The following is a 21,550-nucleotide window of genomic DNA, read 5'->3' as shown; positions in this document are numbered from 1 at the left end:
AGTATTTTTAAGCGCCCACAGTGCTTACCCCTCTAAATTTAACATTAAAATTATGAATAAACCTAATACCGCTGTATTGGTGATAGATGACGAAGAGTTGGTGCGCGATAATATTGAAGATATTTTGGTGCCCCATTATAACGATGAAGACCAGGAGAGCATAAATCTTGCGGTAAACATTCTTTTTGACACGCCCAAGCCTTTATTAGCAAGCCGCACAGCAAGCATGCCCCAGTTTACGGTAGATAAGGCCGCAAATGGAATGGACGGGGCAGCGCTGGTAAAAAAAGCAGTTGAAAACGGCACACCATACTCCGTGATATTTTTAGACATGCGCATGCCCGGCTGGAGCGGTTTAGAAACGGCTTTGGAAATACGCAAGTATGACATGAAGGCGGAGATAATTTTCGTTACCGCCTACAGCGACCGGTCGATAGAAGAAATTGTTGAACAGGCTGGCCAAAATGTGGGGTACCACTGTAAGCCTTATGCCCCCGAAGAAATAATACAACTGGCAACAAAAGCGGTAACCGATTATAATAAGTTAAGAAACCTTGAACAGCTTATCGAATCGATATCATCGATAGGCTTAAATAAGCTGCAACTTACTTCGCTGTTAAAAAATATTCTTGATCAATTGGCTGGTTCGCTGGATACAGACCTTGCGCTTATTGGTAAACTCGACGATGATTTTGCCTACGAAAAAATCATTTCGATAGGCGCGCTTGAAGAGAAGATAAACCTAAAGGAACTGATTGACCGCGTAAAAAGCATACAAATAGAAAAGGATGAAGTAATACAAGTAGATGAACTGGTTTTGGCCCGGTTGGATACCTATTCGGTATTTGCTTTACTGAAAAAAAACGAGCGGCTAAAAACCGAAAAAATGTACATGCTGAAGCTTTTTGTGCAAAACGCTGCGCAGGCTATCCGGAATGCCGAGCTTAACGAAAAGCTAATACAAAAAGAGAAGCTCTCTGCGGTGGGCCAGGTTATCGCTATGGTTATGCACGATTTGCGTACGCCTATAAAAAACATCAGGCTGATGACAGATATGATGCGCGAAGACGGCGTGGAAAGCGAGCTGATAGCTTTAATAGATAAATCGGCGGAGCAGGCATCGTTGATATTTGATGATTTCCTTGATTTTATCAACAACACCCCGGTAAAGAAGATCCCCGTTAATTTAAATAAAATATCGTGGGAGGCTGTTAAGTTAGCCGAAGCCCATAGCGGCATTGCCGGCAAAGTAATTAATGTGGATGTGCCGGACGACTTATTTGTAAATGGCGATGAAAGCAAACTGCGCCGTACGCTAAGCAATTTGGTAAATAACGCGATAGATGCGCTGCACGACTATAAGACACCGAACCCTACCATCAACATAAGCGCAGGCATACAGTATGGTAATGTAGAATTGCGCGTAGCAGATAACGGGCCCGGCATACCTGATGAGATAGCGGCCACCCTGTTCGACCCATTTGTAACCCGGCAAAAAGCCGGCGGTACGGGCTTGGGGCTTGCCATTGTGAAACAATACATAACCGCCCACGGCGGCACTATTAATGTACAAAATAACGGAGGCGCTGTGTTTATCATCAGCCTGCCACTTTAGTTTTATTATAAAGTTATTACAGCATGGATAATTTTGAACTAATTGGCGACAGGCTGCAAACAACTGCACCCCCTTCATCTGAAACTATAGACGAGCTTACCAAAACGATTGAAACCTACCGCGAACTTATTGCGGCATCAAATACCGGCGCCTGGGAGTATTACACCGAAACGGGGTTCTTAAACTGTAATGAAGTTTACTTTTCTCTATTGGGGAGAAGTTTAAATGATTTCGATAATAGCGGGAGCGGAAACTTAAAAGAATTGTGGATAGACCTTATCCATCCCGAAGACCGTGATAAAGCTACATCAAACTTCCAAAGCTACCTACAGGGTGAAGACCATACACTTTACGAAAGCTTTTTTAGAATGGCACATGCCGACGGAAGTTGGGTGTGGATCTGGTCGAGAGGGCGGTTTGTAGCAGATAAGGAAAGCCATAAAAGCAACAGGATAATAGGCACGCATACCGATGTAACTGCAGCTAAAAAGACAGAGGAAAGCATGCGGCTGGAAAAAATATTACTGCGTACACTGATTGATAAGCTGCCCGATACCATTTATATAAAAGATGCCGATGGCCGTAAAATTATTGCCAATGTAGCAGATGTAATTGCCATAGGGGCAACATGTGAAGCCGATGTAATAGGAAAAACAGACCTCGAGCTTTTTAATAACGATATAGGGCTGCGGGGTTACCAGGATGATATGCAGGTGCTGCAGAACGGCGTGGCCATAATGGATAAGGAGGAGTTCTTTTTTGATAAAGGCGGCATCAAACGTTGGCTGCTTACGTCGAAAGTACCCGTACGCAACGAACTTGGGCAAGTGGAACGGTTACTGGGTATAGGGCATAATATTACCCAACGCAAGCAGGATGAAGAAGCCCTAAACAAGCTTAATGATGAACTAAACCTGCAATCGGAAGAGTTACGTAAGCAGGCGGCCGACCTTAAAGAGGCCAACACACAGCTTCTGGCCCAAAAGGAACACGAACTGGAAAAAGCAATAGCCCAGGGCAAGTTTGAAATTGCATCGGAAGTGCTGCACGATATTGGCAACGCTTTGGTTGGTTTTGGTTCGTACCTAAACCGCATTAACCGGGTTATGGACCGTTATAATGTAGATAACACCAAAAACCTGGCATTATTTATCAGCAACCAGCGGCCCATGTTCGAGGCGGCTATAGGGGCAGATAAAGCAAAGGCCCTGGTATCATTAACAGAGAGCATTTACAAATCTCAAACAGAAAGCAAGGGCGAAATTACCGGCTCAGTTACCGAACTGTTAAACATTTTAACGCATATACAGGATATTTTAAGCATACAACGGCAGTTTGTACGCGGGCACGAAGGCTCGCAGGAAAGAAAGGCGGTTAACATGGTGAGTATATTAGAAGATTGCAAGGCCATGCTCTTAGCTTCTATAGAAAAAAAAGGCATCCGGTTAAAGCTGGGCGTTGCACCAGGAGAATACATTATCAAAGGCGACCACACCAAATTAATGCAGGTAATTTTAAATATCCTTAAAAACAGCATCGAGGCTATCGACTTTGAGAAAGAGCAAAAAACAATTGAGGTTTACTTATCTACCACAAACGAGGGGTTTGAATTAAAAGTAGCCGATAATGGCAAAGGCTTCGATGCCGAAACCGCCAAAAAGTTCTTTAAAAGAGGCTTTACCACCAAAGCGAGTGGTACAGGCCTCGGTTTATACAATTGCAAATCCATCATAGATAGCCATGGCGGCTCGTTTACAATAACCAGCGACGGCGAGGGCCTCGGCGCTACAACAACTATTAATTTTGTTATTTAAAAGGTCTCCTAAACCTGGCAAGCCGTCTTCGTAATCTTTGCCTGCACTGCTGTCGAAGGAGGCGTAAGGGTTGGTGCGTACCTTGTTGTATTCTACCGCCCAGGCAGGTGTCCACGCATGGTTGGGCGGGGTCGCCAACAGCCCTAATGCTTTCAATAGCAACAAATAAATTCATTAACTTCCTTCCTGTAATAACTTTGAAAGCGTAATTTGGTGGTTAGAAATAATTTAGCAACCTAAAAAAAACCTATACGTATACCAACTTTATTATAACCATAGCTTACGAACCCCTTTTTTTTGAGACTCTTGTAATCATCGCTATATGTGCGCACGCATTATTACTGCAAAAATAATTTTGCTGTTTTTATTATTAATAAATCCCTTTTACTCGTTTTCGCAGAACGAGAGCTTGAAATTTGAGCATATCACCACCGAACAGGGGCTTAGCCAAATTAACGTTAACTGTATAATACAGGGAAGCCGGAGTTTTATATGGGTAGGTACGCGCAACGGCTTAAACCGGTACGACGGTTACAAATTCCTCACTTTCCGTAATGATGCTAAGGACCAAAATTCCATTAGCAACAATATGATCAACGACCTGGCCGAAGACCAGAACGGCAACATATGGCTGGCCACACAAAACGGGCTAAATATGTATAACCGCCGCACCAGCACCTTTGTTAGGTTTATGCATAACGACAAGGATATTAATTCCCTATCCAGCAACGTTACCAGCCGCCTCATAGTTGACAACGAAGGCAATTTATGGATAGCTACCCAAAACGGCGGCCTTGACCACTACGATATAAAAAAACGGAAGTTTACGCATCATTTATACTCCCGGTACAACCCGGCCAGTTTAAATGATAACAATCCCCGTACCGTTTACCAGGATTCGCAGCATGCTATATGGGTGGGCACAGCAAAAGGCGGCATAAGCCTGTACAATGCAAAAACCAACTCCTTTACAAGGCAAAGCAACGTTTCGGCAAAAAACGTAACCTGTATTTTTGAAGATAAACACAAACGTTTGTGGATAGGCACCCAAGAGGAAGGCTTGTTTGTATTAGATAGCAACAGAAATTTGTTGGCGCATTATCTGCATAACGATAAAGTGCAAAACTCTATTTCCAGCAATGCCATATACAGTTTAAATAACGATGATGATGGTAATTTATGGGTAGGTACCGAAAATGGCGGACTATGCATTTTAAACAATAAAACCAATCAGTTTAACACCTATACGCATGATGAGGTTGACAACAACAGCATCAACGGCAACTCAATATACGGTATCTGCAAAGACCGTAGCGGCAATATGTGGGTTGGCGCTTTTGGCGGAGGCATAAATCTGTACAAAAAATCAACATCGCTTTTTGGGCTATACCGCCACAACTCATCGCCGCAAAGCCTATCGAACAACTTTGTGCTGGATATTACCGAAGACCGGAACAAAAATATATGGATAGGCACCGATGGTGGGGGCATAAACCGTTTTAACCCGGCTACCGGCATATTCACCAGCTACAAAAAACAGCTGCCCGGTAAAAATGGCATTTCGGGAAACTACGTTCTGGTTATAAAACAACACAGCGACGGCAATATTTGGGTAGGGCATTGGGGCGACGGGCTCAGTATTTTAAACCCTGCCACCGGGCTGTTTAAAACCTTTAAAAGAGACTCTTTAAAGCCAAATGGCATTGGCGGCAACAATGTTTACTACCTTTTACACACCCGCGATAAAAACACCTGGCTAAGCATGTTTAACGATGGGCTGGACATGTACAACCATACAACGGGTATTTTTAAGCATTATAAGTACAATATTAATAAACCCAACGGCATAAGCAGCGACAGGATATACTCCCTATGCGAAGACCGGCGGGGTAACTTATGGATAGGTACATCTGATGCAGGGCTGGAACTCTTAAACCGCAATAACGATACGTTTACGCATTTTCGGCACGATGAAAAGAAAAACAGCATCAGCAATAATGGCGTAACCGAGGTATTTGAAGATAGTAAAGGGCGCCTGTGGTTGGGTACGCTATCGGGGCTGAATTTGTACGATGCGGATAAAAACAGGTTCACTTCTTTTTTTAAAAAAGATGGGTTGCCAAGCGATATCATTTACGCCATAAGAGAAGATGATTCTGGTATTTTATGGATAAGCACTAACGGCGGCATTAGCAGGTTCGATCCCGAAAAAAAGTCTTTTACAAATTATTCTACCGAAGATGGCGTGCAAGGCGACGATTTTAAACCGCACTCGGCCTTAAAAAGCGCTGATGGCAAGCTATACTTTGGCGGTATTAATGGTTTTAATGTTTTTTATCCCGCAAAGGCAATCAAATCAAAAATTGTTGCCCCTGTTGTAATCACCAGCTTTTCGATATTCAATAAACCTTTACAAATAGCCAGGGGCGATACGGATTTATCGCCCTTAAAGCAAAACATCAGCGATACCCGGCACCTCCGGCTATCCTACAAACAATCCGTAATTTCATTTGAGTTTGCATCGTTAGATTACTCCTCGGCCGATAAAAAACAATATGCTTACATGTTGGAAGGTTTTGATAAGGAATGGAACTATGTAGGCAGCAAAAACGAGGCTAACTACACCAATTTGCCGCCCAACGTGTACAATGTTAAAATAAAGTATAAAAACAATGCGGGGGTTTGGTCGCCGGTTGCCTCGCCGCTGCAAATTGAGATAGTACCGCCGTTTTGGCTCACCTGGTGGTTTGAAACCCTGGCAATTATGTTTGTAATATTGTGTATATACGGGCTTATCAAATTCCGTATTAAAACCATAAAAAAACAAAAGCTGGTTTTAGAGCAGCAGGTAAAGGAACGTACCGAAAGCCTGGCCAAATTAACCATAGAAGAGCGCAACTCGCGCGAGGCAGCAGAAAAGGCAAGGGAAGAGGCAGAAATGGCCAAAGAACAGGCCGAGAACGCCAATAAAGCCAAAAGTATTTTCCTGGCCACCATGAGCCATGAGATTCGCACCCCGATGAATGGTGTAATAGGCATGGCAACCCTCCTCTCCAACACTCAACTGACGCCCGAACAGGATGAGTACACCGAAACCATAAAAAGCTGCGGCGACGCCCTGCTGAAAGTGATAAACGATATACTCGATTTCACGAAGATAGAGACCGGGCTAATGGAGCTGGAGGAAAACGACTTTGATTTGAGGGAGTGTATAGAAAACGTGCTTGATATTTTTACCGAAAAAGCTTCCCATACAAATTTAGACCTCGTTTACCAGATAGCGCCAGCTGTACCCTCCCGAATAATTGGCGATTCGCTGCGCCTTGGGCAGGTGCTCATCAATCTAATTGGAAACGCTATAAAATTTACTACGCGCGGCGAAATATTTACCGAGGTGAAATCCCTCAGTGACGAAAACGGCGAGCTTACCCTGGCATTTTCTATCAGGGATACCGGCATTGGCATACCCAACGATAAGCTGGGCAGGCTGTTTAAAGCCTTTTCGCAGGTAGACTCCAGCACCACCCGGAAATACGGCGGCACCGGGCTTGGGTTGGCCATTAGCGAAAAACTCATCAATCTGATGGGCGGAGACATTAGCGTGGAAAGTGTTGAAGGGCTAGGCACAACTTTTACGTTTACTATTAAAGTAAAACCGGGCGTTAAAAGCGAGCGTACTTATGTAAACTTAAATTCAGAAAAACTAAAAAACAAAACCATACTGGTTGTTGATGATAACGCCACTAACCTGAGTATTTTGGATACCCAGCTTAAGCAGTGGGACTTCGCCCCTGTGCTGGCAAACTCGGCGGCAAATGCCTTGGAACTGACCAACTCGGGCACAAAGTTCGACCTCGTTATCACGGATATGAATATGCCGGAGATGGATGGCATAGAGCTGGCAAAGCAAATCCGTAAAACGGATACCGTAATCCCGCTGATCCTGCTAAGCTCCATCGGCAGCGAGCAGCTCAAAAATGTTACACACTTGTTTAACACGGTGCTTACCAAACCCACCAAGCATCATATGCTTTATAAGCATATTGTTGATCAGCTGAAGGATATCGAAGTAGTGCCGCAAACCGTTCAGCCGGCTATCATCAACCAGTTCTCAAAAGATATGGCCGAGCGATACCCGATGGATATTTTGATAGCCGAAGATAACTTCGTAAACCAAAAGGTGATATCGCACATTCTGAAAAAAATGGGCTATAACCCCGATGTATCGGCAAACGGGCACGAGGTGCTTGAGGCCGTGGCCAAACGCAATTACGACCTCATCCTGATGGACATCCAAATGCCCGAAATGGACGGGCTGGAAGCTACGCGCTTTATCCGCGAGCATTTAGAGGTTCAGCCTGTTATTGTGGCCCTCACCGCCAACGCCATGACCGAGGACCGCGAAATTTGCATAGCCGCCGGCATGAACGATTACCTAAGCAAGCCCATGAAACTGAACGAGATCATCGCCGTATTAGAAAAATGGAGCAAAGGGATTAAGCAGGAAAGCAATTAGTGGGAGCCTGGTCCCAACGTAATTACTGCGAGCGAAGCGCGGCAAATTCACCCAACGTCGTTGCGAGCGATAGCGCGGCAATCCTCGGGATTCAGGTCCGATAAACAGGTCCGTCATGCAGAGTCGATGAACAAGTCCGCTCTGCCTGCCGATGGTTGCCGCGCTTCGCTCGCAATAACGAAGTGGTTAATGAGTTTAAGCCCCTACCCATTCCGAATATTTCGTTTCTTCCTTTACATCGGTTGGGCTTTCAAACTCAATACGGTAACCACTCTATCCTTCCAAATTAGCAATCAAATCACTAAATTGCGTATCAGCAAAAAAGGAGGTAAAAAATGAAGGCTAAAGTTAATTCATCAGCGGGCGGGCTATTCCGAACCCACCAGGCCTTTTCTCCCGAAGAAGTATTGGCAGCCGGAGGCGCGACCGCTTTTGGACGAAAATCTGGTAAAGATAATTCCAAACTGATTGAACGTTTAAAAAATGCACCGGAAGCTGAACCCTTCACCGATGACGAGTGGAATGAAACCCTACAGCAATTAAGGGACAACAAATAATGAACCTTTTATTTGATTTATCCTCACTCCCCTACCCATTCCGAATATTTCGTTTCTTCCTTTACATCGGTTAGGCTTTCAAACTCAATACGGTAACCGTCAGGGTCTTTTAAGCCAACTACCCATAGGCCATTGCCTACAAATGGTTCCTGTACGGTGAGGCCTGCTGCCGTAAATTCGTGGTACAACGCCAGCGCATCGGCGCATTGATAACTGATGGTTAGGCCGCCGCCAAGCGGACCGCATTGTTCTTCATTGAGTGTGCGCGGCTGCTGCAACATTACAGATACGGCATCGCGCTCCAGCCAGCACCATTCTATCTTTTCGCGCGGTGTCCAATGGTTAGTCATTTTAAAGCCGAGCCCTTCCGTATAAAAACGAAGGGACGCTTCCATATCCGTAACCATAAAAAATGGTACGGCCAGTTTAATATTGGGCGGTTTTGTTTCCATATTCCCGTTATGATTTTTAGCAACTGCGAGCAAACTCCAGGTAAAGCGCTGGGAATTATGGAATTAAATGTCGAAAAAAATCTACAAAGAACCGTCAGCGTGGACGCTGACAAAGGTTTACAGTCAGGCGAGGACGCCTGACTGGGCGGGGAAATATCGTGCCGATATACTATATTTAACGACCTTAAGTAAAAGCCAAAAAGAAGTTCACCAAAATAATGACAATATGGAATACGAATTTTATACAAAGCGTATTGACGATAAACAACCCGAAATAAATAACTATCCTGCTTTCACTTTGATTGAAACAAAGTGGGATGATTTTAATTACCGAACAAATTTCGTGTTGATTTTCTACAGAAATAGCAGGGACAGAGAAGAAATAGGGAACGTTAAATTTTTACAAAGAGGTAAGCAAAAAACTGAACTTCCATCGGATTTTACGAGACTAGAGAGCTACTATTGTTCTTTAGGGCAAGACAATAGTTTCTACACAAGAATTTCCCACCTATTTGAAACAGAAATAGCTCTACAAATATTAAATGCAATGAACGATATTGCTTGTTGTAAAGGGCTAATCTCTGAATTCGAAAATGATCCCGGTTTCAAAACGTCACTTATCCGAAGTAGCGAAGCCCAAAAGGCTTTAAAAGAGGGTGAAAAAATAATTAAAGGTATCTCGATCAAAAATTCATTTGAATTTACATTCGACACAAAAGTCCCTGGTTTTGTCGACAATCACAAAATTAGCTTTGATTTCAAAAATGATTCTATACTTCCAAAAAGACTTGTTGCTTTTATTGGGAAAAATGGTTCGGGTAAGACTCAAGTATTGTCAAAATTGGCTTACTCTTTAAGCGGCTATTCAGAACAAGGCACCTTTAACACTAAATATCTTCCTCCTTTTAGCCGTGTTCTGGCCCTATCTTATAGTATATTCGATAATTTTGAAAAACCAAAAAAATCAAAATCATATAGCTATTTTTATCTTGGAATAGACGAAAGAAACAAAAATAGTCGTGAGAAACAAATCGAACGAAGATTCAAAACAGCTTTTAGTATAATAATAGAAAATAATATCACCCCGGTTTTTATCGCCTATATAAAAGAGTTGTTAAATGATGAAATACTTGATAGGATTTTAGATTCAGACTCAATTGACATAAAACCAAATTTCAAAATTTATAGCCCAAACGGTTACAGTGAATTCAGTTCAGGAGAAATAATTCTATTATTATCAACCGCAGAAATACTTTCACTTATTAGAGAAGAGTCGTTATTATTATTTKACGAACCAGAGACCCATTTACATCCTAATGCTATTTCTAAGTTTATATCTGTATTATATAAAATTTTAGCTAGATATAACTCGTATGCAATAATAGCCACCCACTCGCCGCAAATAATTCAAGAAATACCATCTTCTTCAGTTTATCTTTTTTCTAAAAGCGAAAACATATCGGCAGTTCGAAAAGTTGGCATCGAAACATTTGGCGAAAATTTAACCACCTTAACTGAAAAAATTTTCCAGACGGTCGATTTAGACGAGTATTACAAAAAGGTACTCATTAATTTGTCGAAGAATTATACAGCAAAGCAGATCCTCAAATTGTTTAAAGCCGATGGCGAATCATTAAGTTTTAACGCGAAAATTTTTCTTGAAAATCTTTACGATTAAGAAAATGAAAAATCTAAATCCGATAAGAAGGAACTACCATTATTTTCAATCCATAATAACTAACCGTGATGAACCAGCGCAAGCGGAGTTAATATTTATTCAACAAAACATCCAAGTTCAATATAGAAATTATAGAATTGCATGCCGAGATAATCTATTGCACTCATATACGGTATCAGCTTTTAGAGGGAATGATGCGCAAAATTTGAAAAGCTGCTACGCAAAAACCATTCAGGTTAATAGATTAAAAGAGGCCATATACGACAATCAATTTCCCCACATAAGGTACGAATGTCAATATTGCATGATTGGTGATAGTAGCGAAACATTTGATCACTATCTCCCAAAAGAAAATTTTCCAGAATTTGCCGTATTATCTAATAATCTCATTCCTTGTTGTTCTAAATGTAATAGTATAAAATCATCTTTATGGCTGGATACTGGCGTAGGAAGAAACATTATCAATTTTTACTATGATGTTATTCCGCTTGAACAATTTTTGACTTGTTCATTATCTTACCGAAGAGGTACCCCGATAATTAACTATAATTTAAATAATCCAGGCACTATAAATCCGGATTTATATCGGGTCATTGTCAGGCATTTCGCAAGATTAGGTCTGTTAGAAAGATTCAAAAAAAAATCAAATACCGAAATAACAAATGTAAAAAATAGCATTAGGCAGTACGTAGGACGATATACGGTCCAAGAAGTCGCTACTATAATACTTAATGAAGCAGCAGATATGAAGTTAGACTACGGTAATAACTTCTGGAAGGCTATCATAAGGGAATCTCTTGCCAACTCCGATGTTTTTTTAACGCAAATGGGATTTAATCTTGTATAGTCGTATTAACTCTACAATCTGAATCCCTCCAAAACAAAAAAAACGGGATTCCTCCCGGCTTTTCAAATAAAAAATGCTAATTCTTAGATTTACCTGTTAATCAAATTCTCCAGGCACTGCTGCCTGCCGCTTTTTGCAGCTGGTTCTCCTTTGGTGGCGGCGTAGTTGCGCAGATCTGCGAAGCTTAGCTTGCCATTTTCGTAACAGGCCCTGTCAGATATCGACGACTGACTGTTAACGTTTGTCACCATACCCTGAAGAACGTTAGTAAATAATTTTTCAGCGGGCATTCCACATTAGCGCTGCTGTGGTAAAAATCGTGCGCTAACAGGATATTAATATCAGCAGGTGCGGTAAGCGGAGATTCTTACAAATTTTTGCTTATAAGCGTGGACGCTTGAACGGGCGGAGGGGGACGTTTGATAAATTCTATTAATTATATTTATAACTTTATCCAAAGTTCAAAATATGTTAAAGCAAAATTTAGATCAACTACAGAGTGTAGCACGTGAACGCACTGTTAAAACTCAAAGTATTGAGTATGATTTAGAAACCCTTGTAAAGAAAATACAAAAGAAAGTAATCAAGTTAGATCCGGATTATCAAAGAAGGCATAGGTGGTCTGTTCAGACTTCTTCAAAATTGATTGAAAGTTTAATCTTGAATATACCAATTCCAATAATTTATCTTTCTTATGATATTGATGTAGATGTGGACTCTACTGAAACAGAGGCGCGATATTCGGTTATAGATGGACAACAAAGACTTTCTGCCGTTTTGGGCTTTTTTGAAAATAAGTTTGCTTTAGACAATTTAGATATTCTTAAAGCCCTTGACGGTTGCTTTTATAAAGACCTGCCACCGTTTTTGTTGCGACGCTTAGAGGAACGGACTATTAAATGTCTACGTATTGATTCGACTGTAGACCCTCAAGTAAAATTTGATATTTTCGAAAGATTGAATTCGGGTTCCGTTGCTCTCGGTTCCCATGAATTACGTAACGCAGTTTTAAGAGGAAGATTTAATGATTTATGTAAAAAATTATCTAAGAATGATGATTTTAGAATTATGAATCAAATCCCGCTAACTGACGGCGATAGCAATACTAAAGTTAAGAAAATGGAAGATGTAGAATTAGTACTGCGCTTTTTTTCATTAATAAATGGGAACTATAAAAATTTCAAAAAGTCCAAAGACAAATCATTCAAAGACTTTTTATCTGATAATCTTAGGGAAAAAAACTCGTTAGCCGATTTAGAGTTAAAAAAGCAAGGTGACCTTTTCAACCAGACGATGGCTTTTATAAGAGAGAAGTTCGGAGATCAAGCATTTGCTAAATATAAATTTGTTAAAGGGAAATACGTTTTGCAGTCAAAATTTAACGCTGCGGTTTTTGACGCATTATCTGTGGCAGTCGCCGACACAGCTTTAAAAAGCAACAATAAAAAGAAAACTGACAGTGTAACAGCGTTTACTAATCTTTTCAAGGACGAAGAATTTCACGAGTCAGTTTCTGGATCTATACTTGACAGCGCAAAAATAATTTATCGTATTGACTGTGCAAAAGACTGTTTTTAATAATGAGCACGTTTGTAAACGATGGTTTAAATGCGTTGTCGCTTAGGTTTGCCGAATTAGAGCTACTCCTTTCGGAGGCTGAAAGATATTCAGAGTCTAATACAGACTTATATAAAGCATTGTGTAGATCTTCACAAGTATTATTAATATCTCATTTCGAAGGCTACATAAAAGACTTTGTAAAAGACGTTTTAGATGATGTAAATTACTGCTCAAACTTTAAAGATTCAAACAACAAATTAAAATTTACATTTTGTGAAAACTTCATTTTGCCGAATGCTGAAGGAAAGGTTAATGAAAAGAAAATAAAAGAACTAATTGAAGTACTAGAAGGCCTATCAACCAAATTCAACAAAAAGTATTTTTTATTTGAGAATAACAAAAATCCTAAAGAAAGTATAATACATTCTATAACCAAACGATTCGGAGAAGAGCAGTTCTTTAAGAAAATAAACAATTCAAATCTTCAAAATGTCTTTTCTAACACCCATCCAGAGAACAAAACTCTAAGAGATGCACTAAAAACCGAGTTAGTAGATTCTATTGAAAATTTCCCGTACAACATTCAGAGTGACTTTTTAAATATTGATTTAAGTAATCCAATACCAGAAAAGTATTGGGAAGATTACTTAAATGAAGCATTAAGGAGAAGACACGATATCGTGCATGGGAATCCAGATAATACAATTTCTCATACCGCGATAGAAGCGGAAATGATTAAATTGGAAATATTAATATATGCTTTTACTGGACTGATTTGTGTCAAATGTAATCCAGTAAATACGACTTAAGTCATAACGATATTTATAAGTAAATTATAGTTTCCATGCCGGCGCCCAGTCACGCGTCCACACTGACGCCCTAGCCAAAAAAACAAAAAACTCAAAATCCCAGCCTGGCGCGATGACGGCGTTAGCCAGCGGGCAAACGCTTCTCGTGCCTCACCAGCCAAAATTCAATTAAATAACATAATCATTTAGCCAAACCAGCATTTCCGGTAGGGATAGAGGGACAGTCACGGCGCGTGCCTCCAGCGAAGGAACGGGCCTGCCTGCCGGTAGGCACCGCCATAAGCCCATAAAACCCGAATCCCCCCGGCTTTTGCTACGAACATTTCCCACACAAACCCAGCTGGCATTTCCTGGAAAACCACAGCTTAAACAGGCGCAATTATTAGAAAAAACCGGATAAGATTTTGCAGCCCGGCCACGCGCCTTTAACCAAAACAGCCATTCCATGCAAATTTCGCCCTTTTTATCCCTTGCCGCCCAGTCAGATGTCCGCGCCTGACCAGACTGCAAATACCTTCTCTTATAAACGGACGATGATCGTCCGCTTACGATACAGCCTTCCGGCCGGCTTAACGCTAATTAACTGGTAATCAAAGGATGGCATTTTCGGCATCAAGTTGGTTTATTCGATTTCAGTTTTATTATATAATATTACCTGGCATGAACCGATCTCTGTTTAAAATTATCACCTTATTATCGTCGGCTTTCCTTTATACATCGGCAGCGGAAGCGCAGGTAGCCGACTCTACTATTGTACGACTGATGCAGGAAAAGCATATCCCGGCATTAGGCATAGGGTTTATTGATAATGGCAAAGTAATGCTATCAAAAGTATATGGTGAACTTAAAACGGGCGTACCGGCTCCGGCTAATACGGTATTCAATGTAGCTTCGGTCACCAAAACAATAACGGCGATGGTAACGTTGCGCCTCGTTAATTCCGGTAAATGGAACCTGGATGAACCCATCTGCCGTTACTGGACCGACCCGGATGTTGCAGACGACCCGCGGAGCAAAAGGCTCACCACGCGGCATATCCTTACACACCAAACAGGCTTTCCCAACTGGCGCTGGCAAACGCCGTCGAAAAAGCTGGCCTTTGAGTTTGAGCCCGGCCTAAAGTTTCAGTATTCTGGCGAAGGGATGGAATACCTGCGGCACGCCCTCGAAAACAAGTTTCACCGCTCACTGGAACAATTGGCAGATTCGCTGATATTCGGGCCATTGCATATGAACGATACCCATTTCACCTGGAAAGATGCTATGCTGAATCATTTTGCCCTTGCCCACAACAACAAAGGCGAAGCCTTAGAAATTATTAAAAACACCCAACCCAGTGCAGCCGATCAACTAAAAACAACCGTGGCAGATTATAACAAGTTCATGGTTTGGGTAATGAACGGCGCCGGCCTCTCCAAAACACTCTATCAGCACATGACCAGCCCCTTATCCAGGATCAAGGATAACAAATTCATAGGATTGGGCTGGGCGGTTTACCCGGATTTGGGCGGAGAATTTGGCTTATCGCACAGCGGTATCGATCCGGGAGCCAATACCATCGTCTTTGTTTTACCCCGGTCGAGGCGGGCCTTATTGATCTTTACCAATTCTGACAATGGCCCTCAAATATATACCGACCTGGTGAAGGGATTTTTAAAGGAACAGGGAGAAGCCATCGTTACTACCGAAATGAAAAATTAACCATCAAAACCTATAATATGAAAACAACTAACAAGTATTTTGCTGCCGCACTTTTTTTAATGACTGCCGCCCTTTTCACAGGTAACCGCGCTGCGGCCCAAACCTCCGGCCCATTGTTCAACGAGATTGCACAGCAGGATTCCCTGCAGTTTAGCGCCTTTAATGCCCGTAACTTAGACAAGCTGATGAATTATTTCGATACCAGCCTGGAACTTTACCAGGACAACACCGGCGTGCGGAACTTTGACCAGGCAAAACAGGCTTTCGGCGGACTGTTTAAAATGAGCTACACCTTGAACCGTAAATTAATTCCAGGGACAATGGAAGTTTACCCCATCAAGGATTTCGGCGCTATCGAAACCGGGCAACACACATTCTCACACACAGAAAACGGCCGGCTACAGTCGTTCACCTATAAATTCATGCAGATCTGGCAAAAGAAAGATGGCGTTTGGCGGGTAACCCGCGAGATTACCTACGGCCACTAAGAGGCATGGGAAACCCGGGCGGGTGGGGACTATCTGGGAAATTATCGCTTGGAAAAGCAGGGGTAGTGGTGCTTTTGTGCAGATAGTCCCGCTATTCACTTCAAGTCCTCCTTCGTCCGGGCTTTCCGTTACTATCGGGTTTAGGTTGGGGGGCTTGCAATGGAAACGCCGCCCGGTAAGGCGTCCACGCCTGACGAGCCTCACAAAACCCATAAAAGCCGGAATCGCTCCCGGCTTTTACTACGAACATTTGCCACACAAACCAAGCTGGAATTTCCTGGAAATCTATAGCTAAAATCCGCGCAAAAGCTGGAAAAAGCTGGAATTTTTTTTGCGCCCCTTACACAGTGTATTTGGCCAAAAACCGCCATTCCATGCAAATTTCGCGGTTTTTAGCCCTGCACAGAAAAAACCATAAAAACCACTAAAAACACCCAAAAACCTCCGAAAAACACAGATTTTTTAAGGTATTTTGGCAAAAATAAGCAAGTGGCAGAGGCAGCAAATCGGCGGCTACGCCGTTTCCCAGGCCGGCCAATTTCACCCGGTTTTTCCAACATTTCTATAAATTAAACCTGGACAAAACTACCCCTACTAACATGGGCAAAATAGCAATACTCAGCCCCCCCCAAAAACCAAAAAAAGCCGGAAGTTCCCTCCCGGCTTTCGAATAAAGAAGCTAATCCATAGATGTAACTGTTCACCAATTTCCTAAATTTTCCTGCCTGCCACTTTTTGCAGCTGGCTCGCCGTTGGTAGCGGCGAAGTTGTGATGAGGTCGGTTAAGCTGAGCAGGCCGTTTTCGTAACCCGCCCGGTCAGGCCTCAACGCCTGGCATTGCGAAAGATACATCGCTACAAATCCTTAAACCAATCGCTTTTACGCGGAAATATAAAACAACGCAATTACATTAGTGGTGGCACGATATTGACACCATGATGAAATTTGGAATTACCTGATTATAAGGAATGTAGCAGCGTTCACGGTGTTCACACCGCGCTGCGTGAACACTTTACAGGCTATTTGGCTGTTTGCCGCCCGTGTACAAAAACAAAAAGAGGTCGTATCAAAATCAACTTGCCCGGTTAGCAATTGTGATTTGATACAACCTCTTCAAATAAAAGAAGATAATACTTAGATATACCTGTTAACCAAGTTCTCCAGGTATTCCTGCCTGCCGCTTTTGGCGGCTGGTTCGCCGTTGCTGGCGGCGTAGTTACGCAGGTCTGCTAAGCTTAGCAGGCCGTTTTCGTAATCTTTACCTGCTCCGCTGTCGAAAGAGGCGTAGCGGTCGGTACGTATCTTTTTGTAGTCCGATTTTTGGAGGATGTTATCGGCAATGACAAGTGCGCGTGCAAATACGTCCATACCACCTACGTGTGCGTAGAACAAGTCTGCAGGGTCGGTAGAGTTACGGCGTATCTTAGCGTCGAAGTTGATACCGCCGCCTGCGAAACCACCGGCTTCCAGGATAATCAGCATATACTCAGCCACCTCGTTGATATCATTCGGGAACTGGTCGGTATCCCAACCGTTCTGCGTATCGCCGCGGTTAGCATCTATCGAACCCAGCAGGCCGCTATCGGCAGCTACCTGCAACTCGTGCTGGAAGGTATGGCCCGCCAAAGTAGCGTGGTTTACTTCCAGGTTCAGCTTAAAGTCGCCCAGCAAGTCGTATTTCTGCAAAAAGCCAAACACGGTTGCCGCATCAAAATCGTACTGGTGCTTGGTTGGCTCGCATGGCTTAGGCTCTATAAAGAAAGTGCCGGTAAAGCCCTGCGCACGGGCGTAATCTTTAGCCGTATGCAGGAATTTGGCCAAGTGCTCCTGCTCGCGTTTCATATCGGTGTTCAGCAGGCTCATGTAACCTTCACGGCCACCCCAGAACACGTAGTTCTCGCCGCCCAGGGCAATCGTAGCATCGATAGCGCCTTTAACCTGTGCACCGGCATGCGCCAGCACGTGGAAATCGGGGTTGGTAGATGCGCCGTTCATATAGCGCGAGTGGCTGAATACGTTGGCAGTACCCCAAAGCAATTTAACGCCGCTGGCGGCTTGTTTTTGCTTGGCGTATTCAACTAGTGCCTGCAGGCGTTTCTCGTTGTCGGCGACATCGTTGGTATAATCAACCACGTCGATATCGTGGAAACAGTAGTAAGGCAAATTCATCTTGGTGATGAACTCGAAGGCTGCATCCATTTTATCCTTGGCGCGCTCTACGGCATCGGCCTTGGCATCCCATGGGAAAATGTGCGTTGCACCACCAAACGGATCGGCACCGCTGCCGTTGAACGAGTGCCAGTAAGAGCAGGCAAAGCGCAGGTGGTCCTTCATGGTTTTGCCGGCCACTACCCTATCCGCATCGTACCAGCGGAAAGCCAACGGGTTATCAGATTCCGGGCCTTCGTACTTTATCTGGCCTAACCCTTTAAAAAATTCTTTTTCTCCGGTTACAATTGACATAGCTTATGATTTTATATTTTATTGGTTTGATTATATACTTGCTAAATGCTGGCCGAGGATGCCCCTCCAGCTTTGATAAACTTCCTCGAAAGCGGCGTTTACCGGCTCGATGCGTTGGATAGGCTTCGCGTTGCTGAAGGCTTCCTCGGGCGAGAATATCTCCGCCCCGATGCCTGCGCCAAGGGCCGCCCCGATGCTGCCATCGTTGTTATACAGCTCTACAGGCACGCTTGTGGCATCCACAAAGTTCTGGGCGAACAGGCCGCTGAGGAAAAGGTTGCTTTTGCCCGCCCGTATTACGGTAGGGTTCATGCCGTTCTCGCGCATGATATCCAGGCCGTACCTGAACGCGCAGGCAATACCCTCCTGCGCCGCCCTAAAGATATGAGCGGGCGTATGTAAATTAAGGTCGATACCGTGCAAATGCGCCCCTACCTGTTTGTTGCTCAGCATGCGCTCGGCACCATTGCCGAATGGCATAATGCGCAGACCGCCGCTGCCTAAAGGCGCGTTTTCAGCCTCCTGGTTTATCGCCTGGTAGCTCAGGGTTGGCGCTACGGCGCTACGTATCCAGCGGTACAAGCTGCCGGTACCGTTGATGCAGAGCAGCACGCCGAGGCGTTTGCTATCGCTTGCATAATTTACGTGGGCAAAGGTATTTACGCGTGATTGCGGGTCGTAAGCCAACTGGTCGCTCACGCCGTAGATAACACCTGAGGTGCCTGCTGTTGCGGCCACCTCGCCGGGTTTCAATACGTTTAGAGAGAGGGCGTTGTTGGGCTGGTCGCCCGCTTTATAGGTTACCGGTACGCCGGGGTTTAGCAGCAAGGCGGATGCTACATTTGCGCTTACCCGACCATGGGCCGAAAACACGGGTTTTACTACCGGGAACAGGCTATCGCTGAAGCCGAAATAGTCGATGATATCTTTAGAGAGGCCGTTGAACTGGAAATCGAAGAAGATACCTTCGGATAATGCGGAAGCCGAGGTGGTAATCTCGCCCGTCAGCTTCATGGCGATGTAGTCGCCGGGCAGCATGATCTTATCTATTCGACTGTATATTTCCGGCTCGTTCTGCTTTACCCAAGCCAGTTTTGATGCGGTAAAGTTGCCCGGAGAATTGAGCATGTGCGATAAGCAGGCCTCGTGGCCGATATCTTCGAATGCTTTATCGCCGATGGCTACGGCGCGGCTATCGCACCAAATAATGCTGTTGCGCAGCACGTTCTGGTCCTTATCTACCAATACCAGCCCATGCATCTGGTAGGCAATGCCTATCGCAGCAATGTCCTTTGGATTGTAGCCCCCTTTTTGGTGGCAGATGGCAATAGCACGCTGGGTTTGCTCCCACCACTCGGCAGGAGATTGCTCGGCCCAGCCGGTCTGGAGCGAAATAATGGGTGCTTCCTGCTCGGGATAATGCGCCGATGCAAGCATTTGCTGTGTATCCACATCAACAATACTTACCTTAACCGACGAGGTTCCCAAATCGATACCTAACAATAGCATAAATAGTAGCTGTTTTTGGTTATAATTGTAAAAACGAAATTAAGTTAAATTCTGCTAATTGCAATCGATTGTTTAATTTATTTCACAATTTTATTATCCACTATGAAATCAAGGAAAAGGACTACTATTTACGATATCGCCGAGAAGCTAAACCTCAACCCTTCATCCGTATCGCGGGCACTCAATAATAGTAGTTCTGTTAACGATGCTACCAAGAAACTCATCCTAAAAACGGCCAAAGAGCTTAACTATACCCGCAATACCCTGGCATCCAACCTGCGCAAGGGTCACTCTAAAACCATCGGGGTGGTAGTGCCGCGCATCAACCAGAATTTTTTCTCAAATGTTATAGCGGGCATTGAGGAAGCCACTTATAAACAAGGGTACAACCTTATCATCTGCCAAAGTAACGAGTTGTACGAGAAAGAGGTGCAGTGCGTAAACACGCTGATAAACCAGCATGTAGATTGCATCGTTATATCCATCTCCGTGGAGACTACCGATCATAAGCACTTGCAAAACATCATCGACCATAATATCCAGCTCATCCAGTTCGACCGTGTGGCCGATGAACTGGAGACCCTGAAAGTAACCAATGATAACGAGCAATCGTCCTTCGAGGCGGTTGACCATATGATAAAACAAGGCTACAACCGCATAGCCTTGCTGGAAGGGCCGCAGAAGCTCAACATCTTCAAACAGCGTAAAAACGGCTACCTGCGCGCCCTGGCCGAAAACGGCCTGCCCGTGTTGGATGAACTGATGGTACAAAACGCATGGACCAAAGAGCTCAGCGCCACCGCCACCCGCGACTTACTGAGCCTGCCCCACCCCCCTGATGCCATATTCGCCTCCACGTCGGACTTCTCGGCCCTTGGTGTGTTGGAAGTAGCCACCGCCATGAACATCAAAGTGCCTGCCGAGCTGGGCGTATGCGGCTATTCTAACGAAGCTTTTACGGAAATAACCAGCCCATCCATCACCACTATAGATCAGTTTAGCCTCTACATGGGTAAAACGGTTGCCAACCTATACTTCCAGGAAATGGAGAACACGGATACCGTGGTGGTGCCGAAAGTTATCAGCATCAAGCCTAAACTGATCATACGGTCTTCGACGCAGAAAGGGTAACGCACGCCGTCATCCTGCCTTTTCTACTTGCCTAAAACTCCTAAAATTTGCTAAAATGCATTAAAAAAAGGGAGCTTTTTCCGAGTTTTTTCGGTGTTTTTCTGTGCTTTTCTTTGGTTTTTGCGGGAATTCAAAGGCCAAATTTGCATCGCATGGCAAGTTACGCCTGTCAACATTCCCCGATTTCGACAAAACGGTGTAAATTATAATTTATTTTAGCAATCGATTGCATTAACAAAATAAATATTTCACATTTGTATTAGTATTTGATTTATACGCTAATAGCTATTCTTGTGAGATTGGATAGTTGATTAATAGAGGCTGTATCATACCCATGGCACAGCCTCTTTCTATTTCCCGCCCGCCATCGGGCTCGGCATGCCGCAATCTTGTTAAAAAAAACGGTCAGC

At 43.8% G+C, this 21,550-nt stretch carries 16 protein-coding genes; 11 read left to right on the top strand and 5 right to left on the bottom strand.

The annotated features are described in order from the left end of the window. The first annotated feature begins 52 nt into the window (after window positions 1-52). The 4 genes from AC1DXC_RS26400 to AC1DXC_RS26385 all read left to right on the top strand — a co-directional run bounded on the left by AC1DXC_RS26400 (window position 53) and on the right by AC1DXC_RS26385 (window position 8,502). Complete coding sequence (locus AC1DXC_RS26400; protein WP_477462177.1) at window positions 53-1,615, top strand: ATP-binding protein; 1,563 nt, start codon at window positions 53-55, stop codon at window positions 1,613-1,615. A 23-nt stretch (window positions 1,616-1,638) separates the two neighbouring features. Further along, entirely contained in the window at window positions 1,639-3,429 is a 1,791-nt protein-coding gene (locus AC1DXC_RS26395) for an ATP-binding protein (RefSeq protein ID WP_477462176.1), read from the top strand. 322 nt (window positions 3,430-3,751) lie between these two features. Further along, on the top strand, window positions 3,752-7,945 hold the full coding sequence (locus tag AC1DXC_RS26390; protein WP_477462175.1) for a hybrid sensor histidine kinase/response regulator: 4,194 nt from the start codon (window positions 3,752-3,754) through the stop codon (window positions 7,943-7,945). Between the two features lie 335 nt (window positions 7,946-8,280). Further along, window positions 8,281-8,502, top strand: coding sequence for a hypothetical protein (locus AC1DXC_RS26385; protein WP_477462174.1), 222 nt, complete (start codon window positions 8,281-8,283; stop codon window positions 8,500-8,502). A gap of 23 nt (window positions 8,503-8,525) precedes the next feature. On the opposite strand, the gene AC1DXC_RS26380 is transcribed toward AC1DXC_RS26385, so the two are convergent. Next, window positions 8,526-8,954, bottom strand: a complete 429-nt coding sequence (locus tag AC1DXC_RS26380) for a VOC family protein (protein WP_477462173.1) — start codon at window positions 8,952-8,954, stop codon at window positions 8,526-8,528. Window positions 8,955-9,021: 67 nt separating this feature from the next. On the opposite strand from AC1DXC_RS26380, the gene AC1DXC_RS26375 reads away from it, so the two are divergent. Continuing rightward, the gene (locus AC1DXC_RS26375) at window positions 9,022-10,632 is read left to right on the top strand and encodes an ATP-dependent nuclease (protein ID WP_477462172.1); all 1,611 of its coding nucleotides are present in this window, start codon (window positions 9,022-9,024) and stop codon (window positions 10,630-10,632) included. Between the two features lie 4 nt (window positions 10,633-10,636). Further along, the gene (locus AC1DXC_RS26370; RefSeq protein ID WP_477462171.1) at window positions 10,637-11,479 is read left to right on the top strand and encodes an HNH endonuclease; all 843 of its coding nucleotides are present in this window, start codon (window positions 10,637-10,639) and stop codon (window positions 11,477-11,479) included. Between the two features lie 89 nt (window positions 11,480-11,568). On the opposite strand, the gene AC1DXC_RS26365 is transcribed toward AC1DXC_RS26370, so the two are convergent. Beyond that, window positions 11,569-11,730: a hypothetical protein gene (locus AC1DXC_RS26365; RefSeq protein ID WP_477462170.1), complete on the bottom strand. Its 162-nt coding sequence runs from the start codon at window positions 11,728-11,730 to the stop codon at window positions 11,569-11,571. 217 nt (window positions 11,731-11,947) lie between these two features. On the opposite strand from AC1DXC_RS26365, the gene AC1DXC_RS26360 reads away from it, so the two are divergent. From AC1DXC_RS26360 to AC1DXC_RS26345, 4 genes are all read left to right on the top strand, one after another. After that, window positions 11,948-13,057, top strand: coding sequence for a GmrSD restriction endonuclease domain-containing protein (locus tag AC1DXC_RS26360; protein WP_477462169.1), 1,110 nt, complete (start codon window positions 11,948-11,950; stop codon window positions 13,055-13,057). A 2-nt stretch (window positions 13,058-13,059) separates the two neighbouring features. After that, complete coding sequence (locus AC1DXC_RS26355; protein WP_477462168.1) at window positions 13,060-13,848, top strand: HEPN domain-containing protein; 789 nt, start codon at window positions 13,060-13,062, stop codon at window positions 13,846-13,848. 660 nt (window positions 13,849-14,508) lie between these two features. Next, the gene (locus AC1DXC_RS26350; protein ID WP_477462167.1) at window positions 14,509-15,549 is read left to right on the top strand and encodes a serine hydrolase domain-containing protein; all 1,041 of its coding nucleotides are present in this window, start codon (window positions 14,509-14,511) and stop codon (window positions 15,547-15,549) included. A 17-nt stretch (window positions 15,550-15,566) separates the two neighbouring features. Then, entirely contained in the window at window positions 15,567-16,037 is a 471-nt protein-coding gene (locus AC1DXC_RS26345; RefSeq protein WP_477462166.1) for a nuclear transport factor 2 family protein, read from the top strand. A 711-nt stretch (window positions 16,038-16,748) separates the two neighbouring features. Here the strand turns inward: AC1DXC_RS26345 and AC1DXC_RS26340 are convergent. From AC1DXC_RS26340 to AC1DXC_RS26330, 3 genes are all read right to left on the bottom strand, one after another. Further along, complete coding sequence (locus AC1DXC_RS26340) at window positions 16,749-16,889, bottom strand: hypothetical protein (protein ID WP_477462165.1); 141 nt, start codon at window positions 16,887-16,889, stop codon at window positions 16,749-16,751. 282 nt (window positions 16,890-17,171) lie between these two features. Next, on the bottom strand, window positions 17,172-18,500 hold the full coding sequence (gene xylA / locus AC1DXC_RS26335; protein ID WP_477462164.1) for a xylose isomerase: 1,329 nt from the start codon (window positions 18,498-18,500) through the stop codon (window positions 17,172-17,174). A gap of 30 nt (window positions 18,501-18,530) precedes the next feature. Next, on the bottom strand, window positions 18,531-20,009 hold the full coding sequence (locus AC1DXC_RS26330; RefSeq protein ID WP_477462163.1) for a xylulokinase: 1,479 nt from the start codon (window positions 20,007-20,009) through the stop codon (window positions 18,531-18,533). A gap of 102 nt (window positions 20,010-20,111) precedes the next feature. On the opposite strand from AC1DXC_RS26330, the gene AC1DXC_RS26325 reads away from it, so the two are divergent. After that, entirely contained in the window at window positions 20,112-21,140 is a 1,029-nt protein-coding gene (locus tag AC1DXC_RS26325; RefSeq protein WP_477462162.1) for a LacI family DNA-binding transcriptional regulator, read from the top strand. Window positions 21,141-21,550: the final 410 nt, after the last annotated feature.

Source organism: Mucilaginibacter sp. P2_D11, from assembly GCF_056404435.1.
The sequence above is the reverse complement of the archived record's forward strand: the minus strand, read 5'-3'. Positions and strand labels throughout refer to the sequence as shown.

Bases quoted from the DNA above. Each gene is read 5' to 3' on its own strand.
- AC1DXC_RS26400 (WP_477462177.1), top strand. From the start codon at position 53: ATGAATAAACCTAATACCGCTGTATTGGTGATAGATGACGAAGAGTTG.
- AC1DXC_RS26395 (WP_477462176.1), top strand. From the start codon at position 1,639: ATGGATAATTTTGAACTAATTGGCGACAGGCTGCAAACAACTGCACCC.
- AC1DXC_RS26390 (WP_477462175.1), top strand. From the start codon at position 3,752: ATGTGCGCACGCATTATTACTGCAAAAATAATTTTGCTGTTTTTATTA.
- AC1DXC_RS26385 (WP_477462174.1), top strand. From the start codon at position 8,281: ATGAAGGCTAAAGTTAATTCATCAGCGGGCGGGCTATTCCGAACCCAC.
- AC1DXC_RS26380 (WP_477462173.1), bottom strand. From the start codon at position 8,954: ATGGAAACAAAACCGCCCAATATTAAACTGGCCGTACCATTTTTTATG.
- AC1DXC_RS26370 (WP_477462171.1), top strand. From the start codon at position 10,637: ATGAAAAATCTAAATCCGATAAGAAGGAACTACCATTATTTTCAATCC.
- AC1DXC_RS26365 (WP_477462170.1), bottom strand. From the start codon at position 11,730: ATGGTGACAAACGTTAACAGTCAGTCGTCGATATCTGACAGGGCCTGT.
- AC1DXC_RS26360 (WP_477462169.1), top strand. From the start codon at position 11,948: ATGTTAAAGCAAAATTTAGATCAACTACAGAGTGTAGCACGTGAACGC.
- AC1DXC_RS26355 (WP_477462168.1), top strand. From the start codon at position 13,060: ATGAGCACGTTTGTAAACGATGGTTTAAATGCGTTGTCGCTTAGGTTT.
- AC1DXC_RS26350 (WP_477462167.1), top strand. From the start codon at position 14,509: ATGAACCGATCTCTGTTTAAAATTATCACCTTATTATCGTCGGCTTTC.
- AC1DXC_RS26345 (WP_477462166.1), top strand. From the start codon at position 15,567: ATGAAAACAACTAACAAGTATTTTGCTGCCGCACTTTTTTTAATGACT.
- AC1DXC_RS26340 (WP_477462165.1), bottom strand. From the start codon at position 16,889: ATGTATCTTTCGCAATGCCAGGCGTTGAGGCCTGACCGGGCGGGTTAC.
- xylA (WP_477462164.1), bottom strand. From the start codon at position 18,500: ATGTCAATTGTAACCGGAGAAAAAGAATTTTTTAAAGGGTTAGGCCAG.
- AC1DXC_RS26330 (WP_477462163.1), bottom strand. From the start codon at position 20,009: ATGCTATTGTTAGGTATCGATTTGGGAACCTCGTCGGTTAAGGTAAGT.
- AC1DXC_RS26325 (WP_477462162.1), top strand. From the start codon at position 20,112: ATGAAATCAAGGAAAAGGACTACTATTTACGATATCGCCGAGAAGCTA.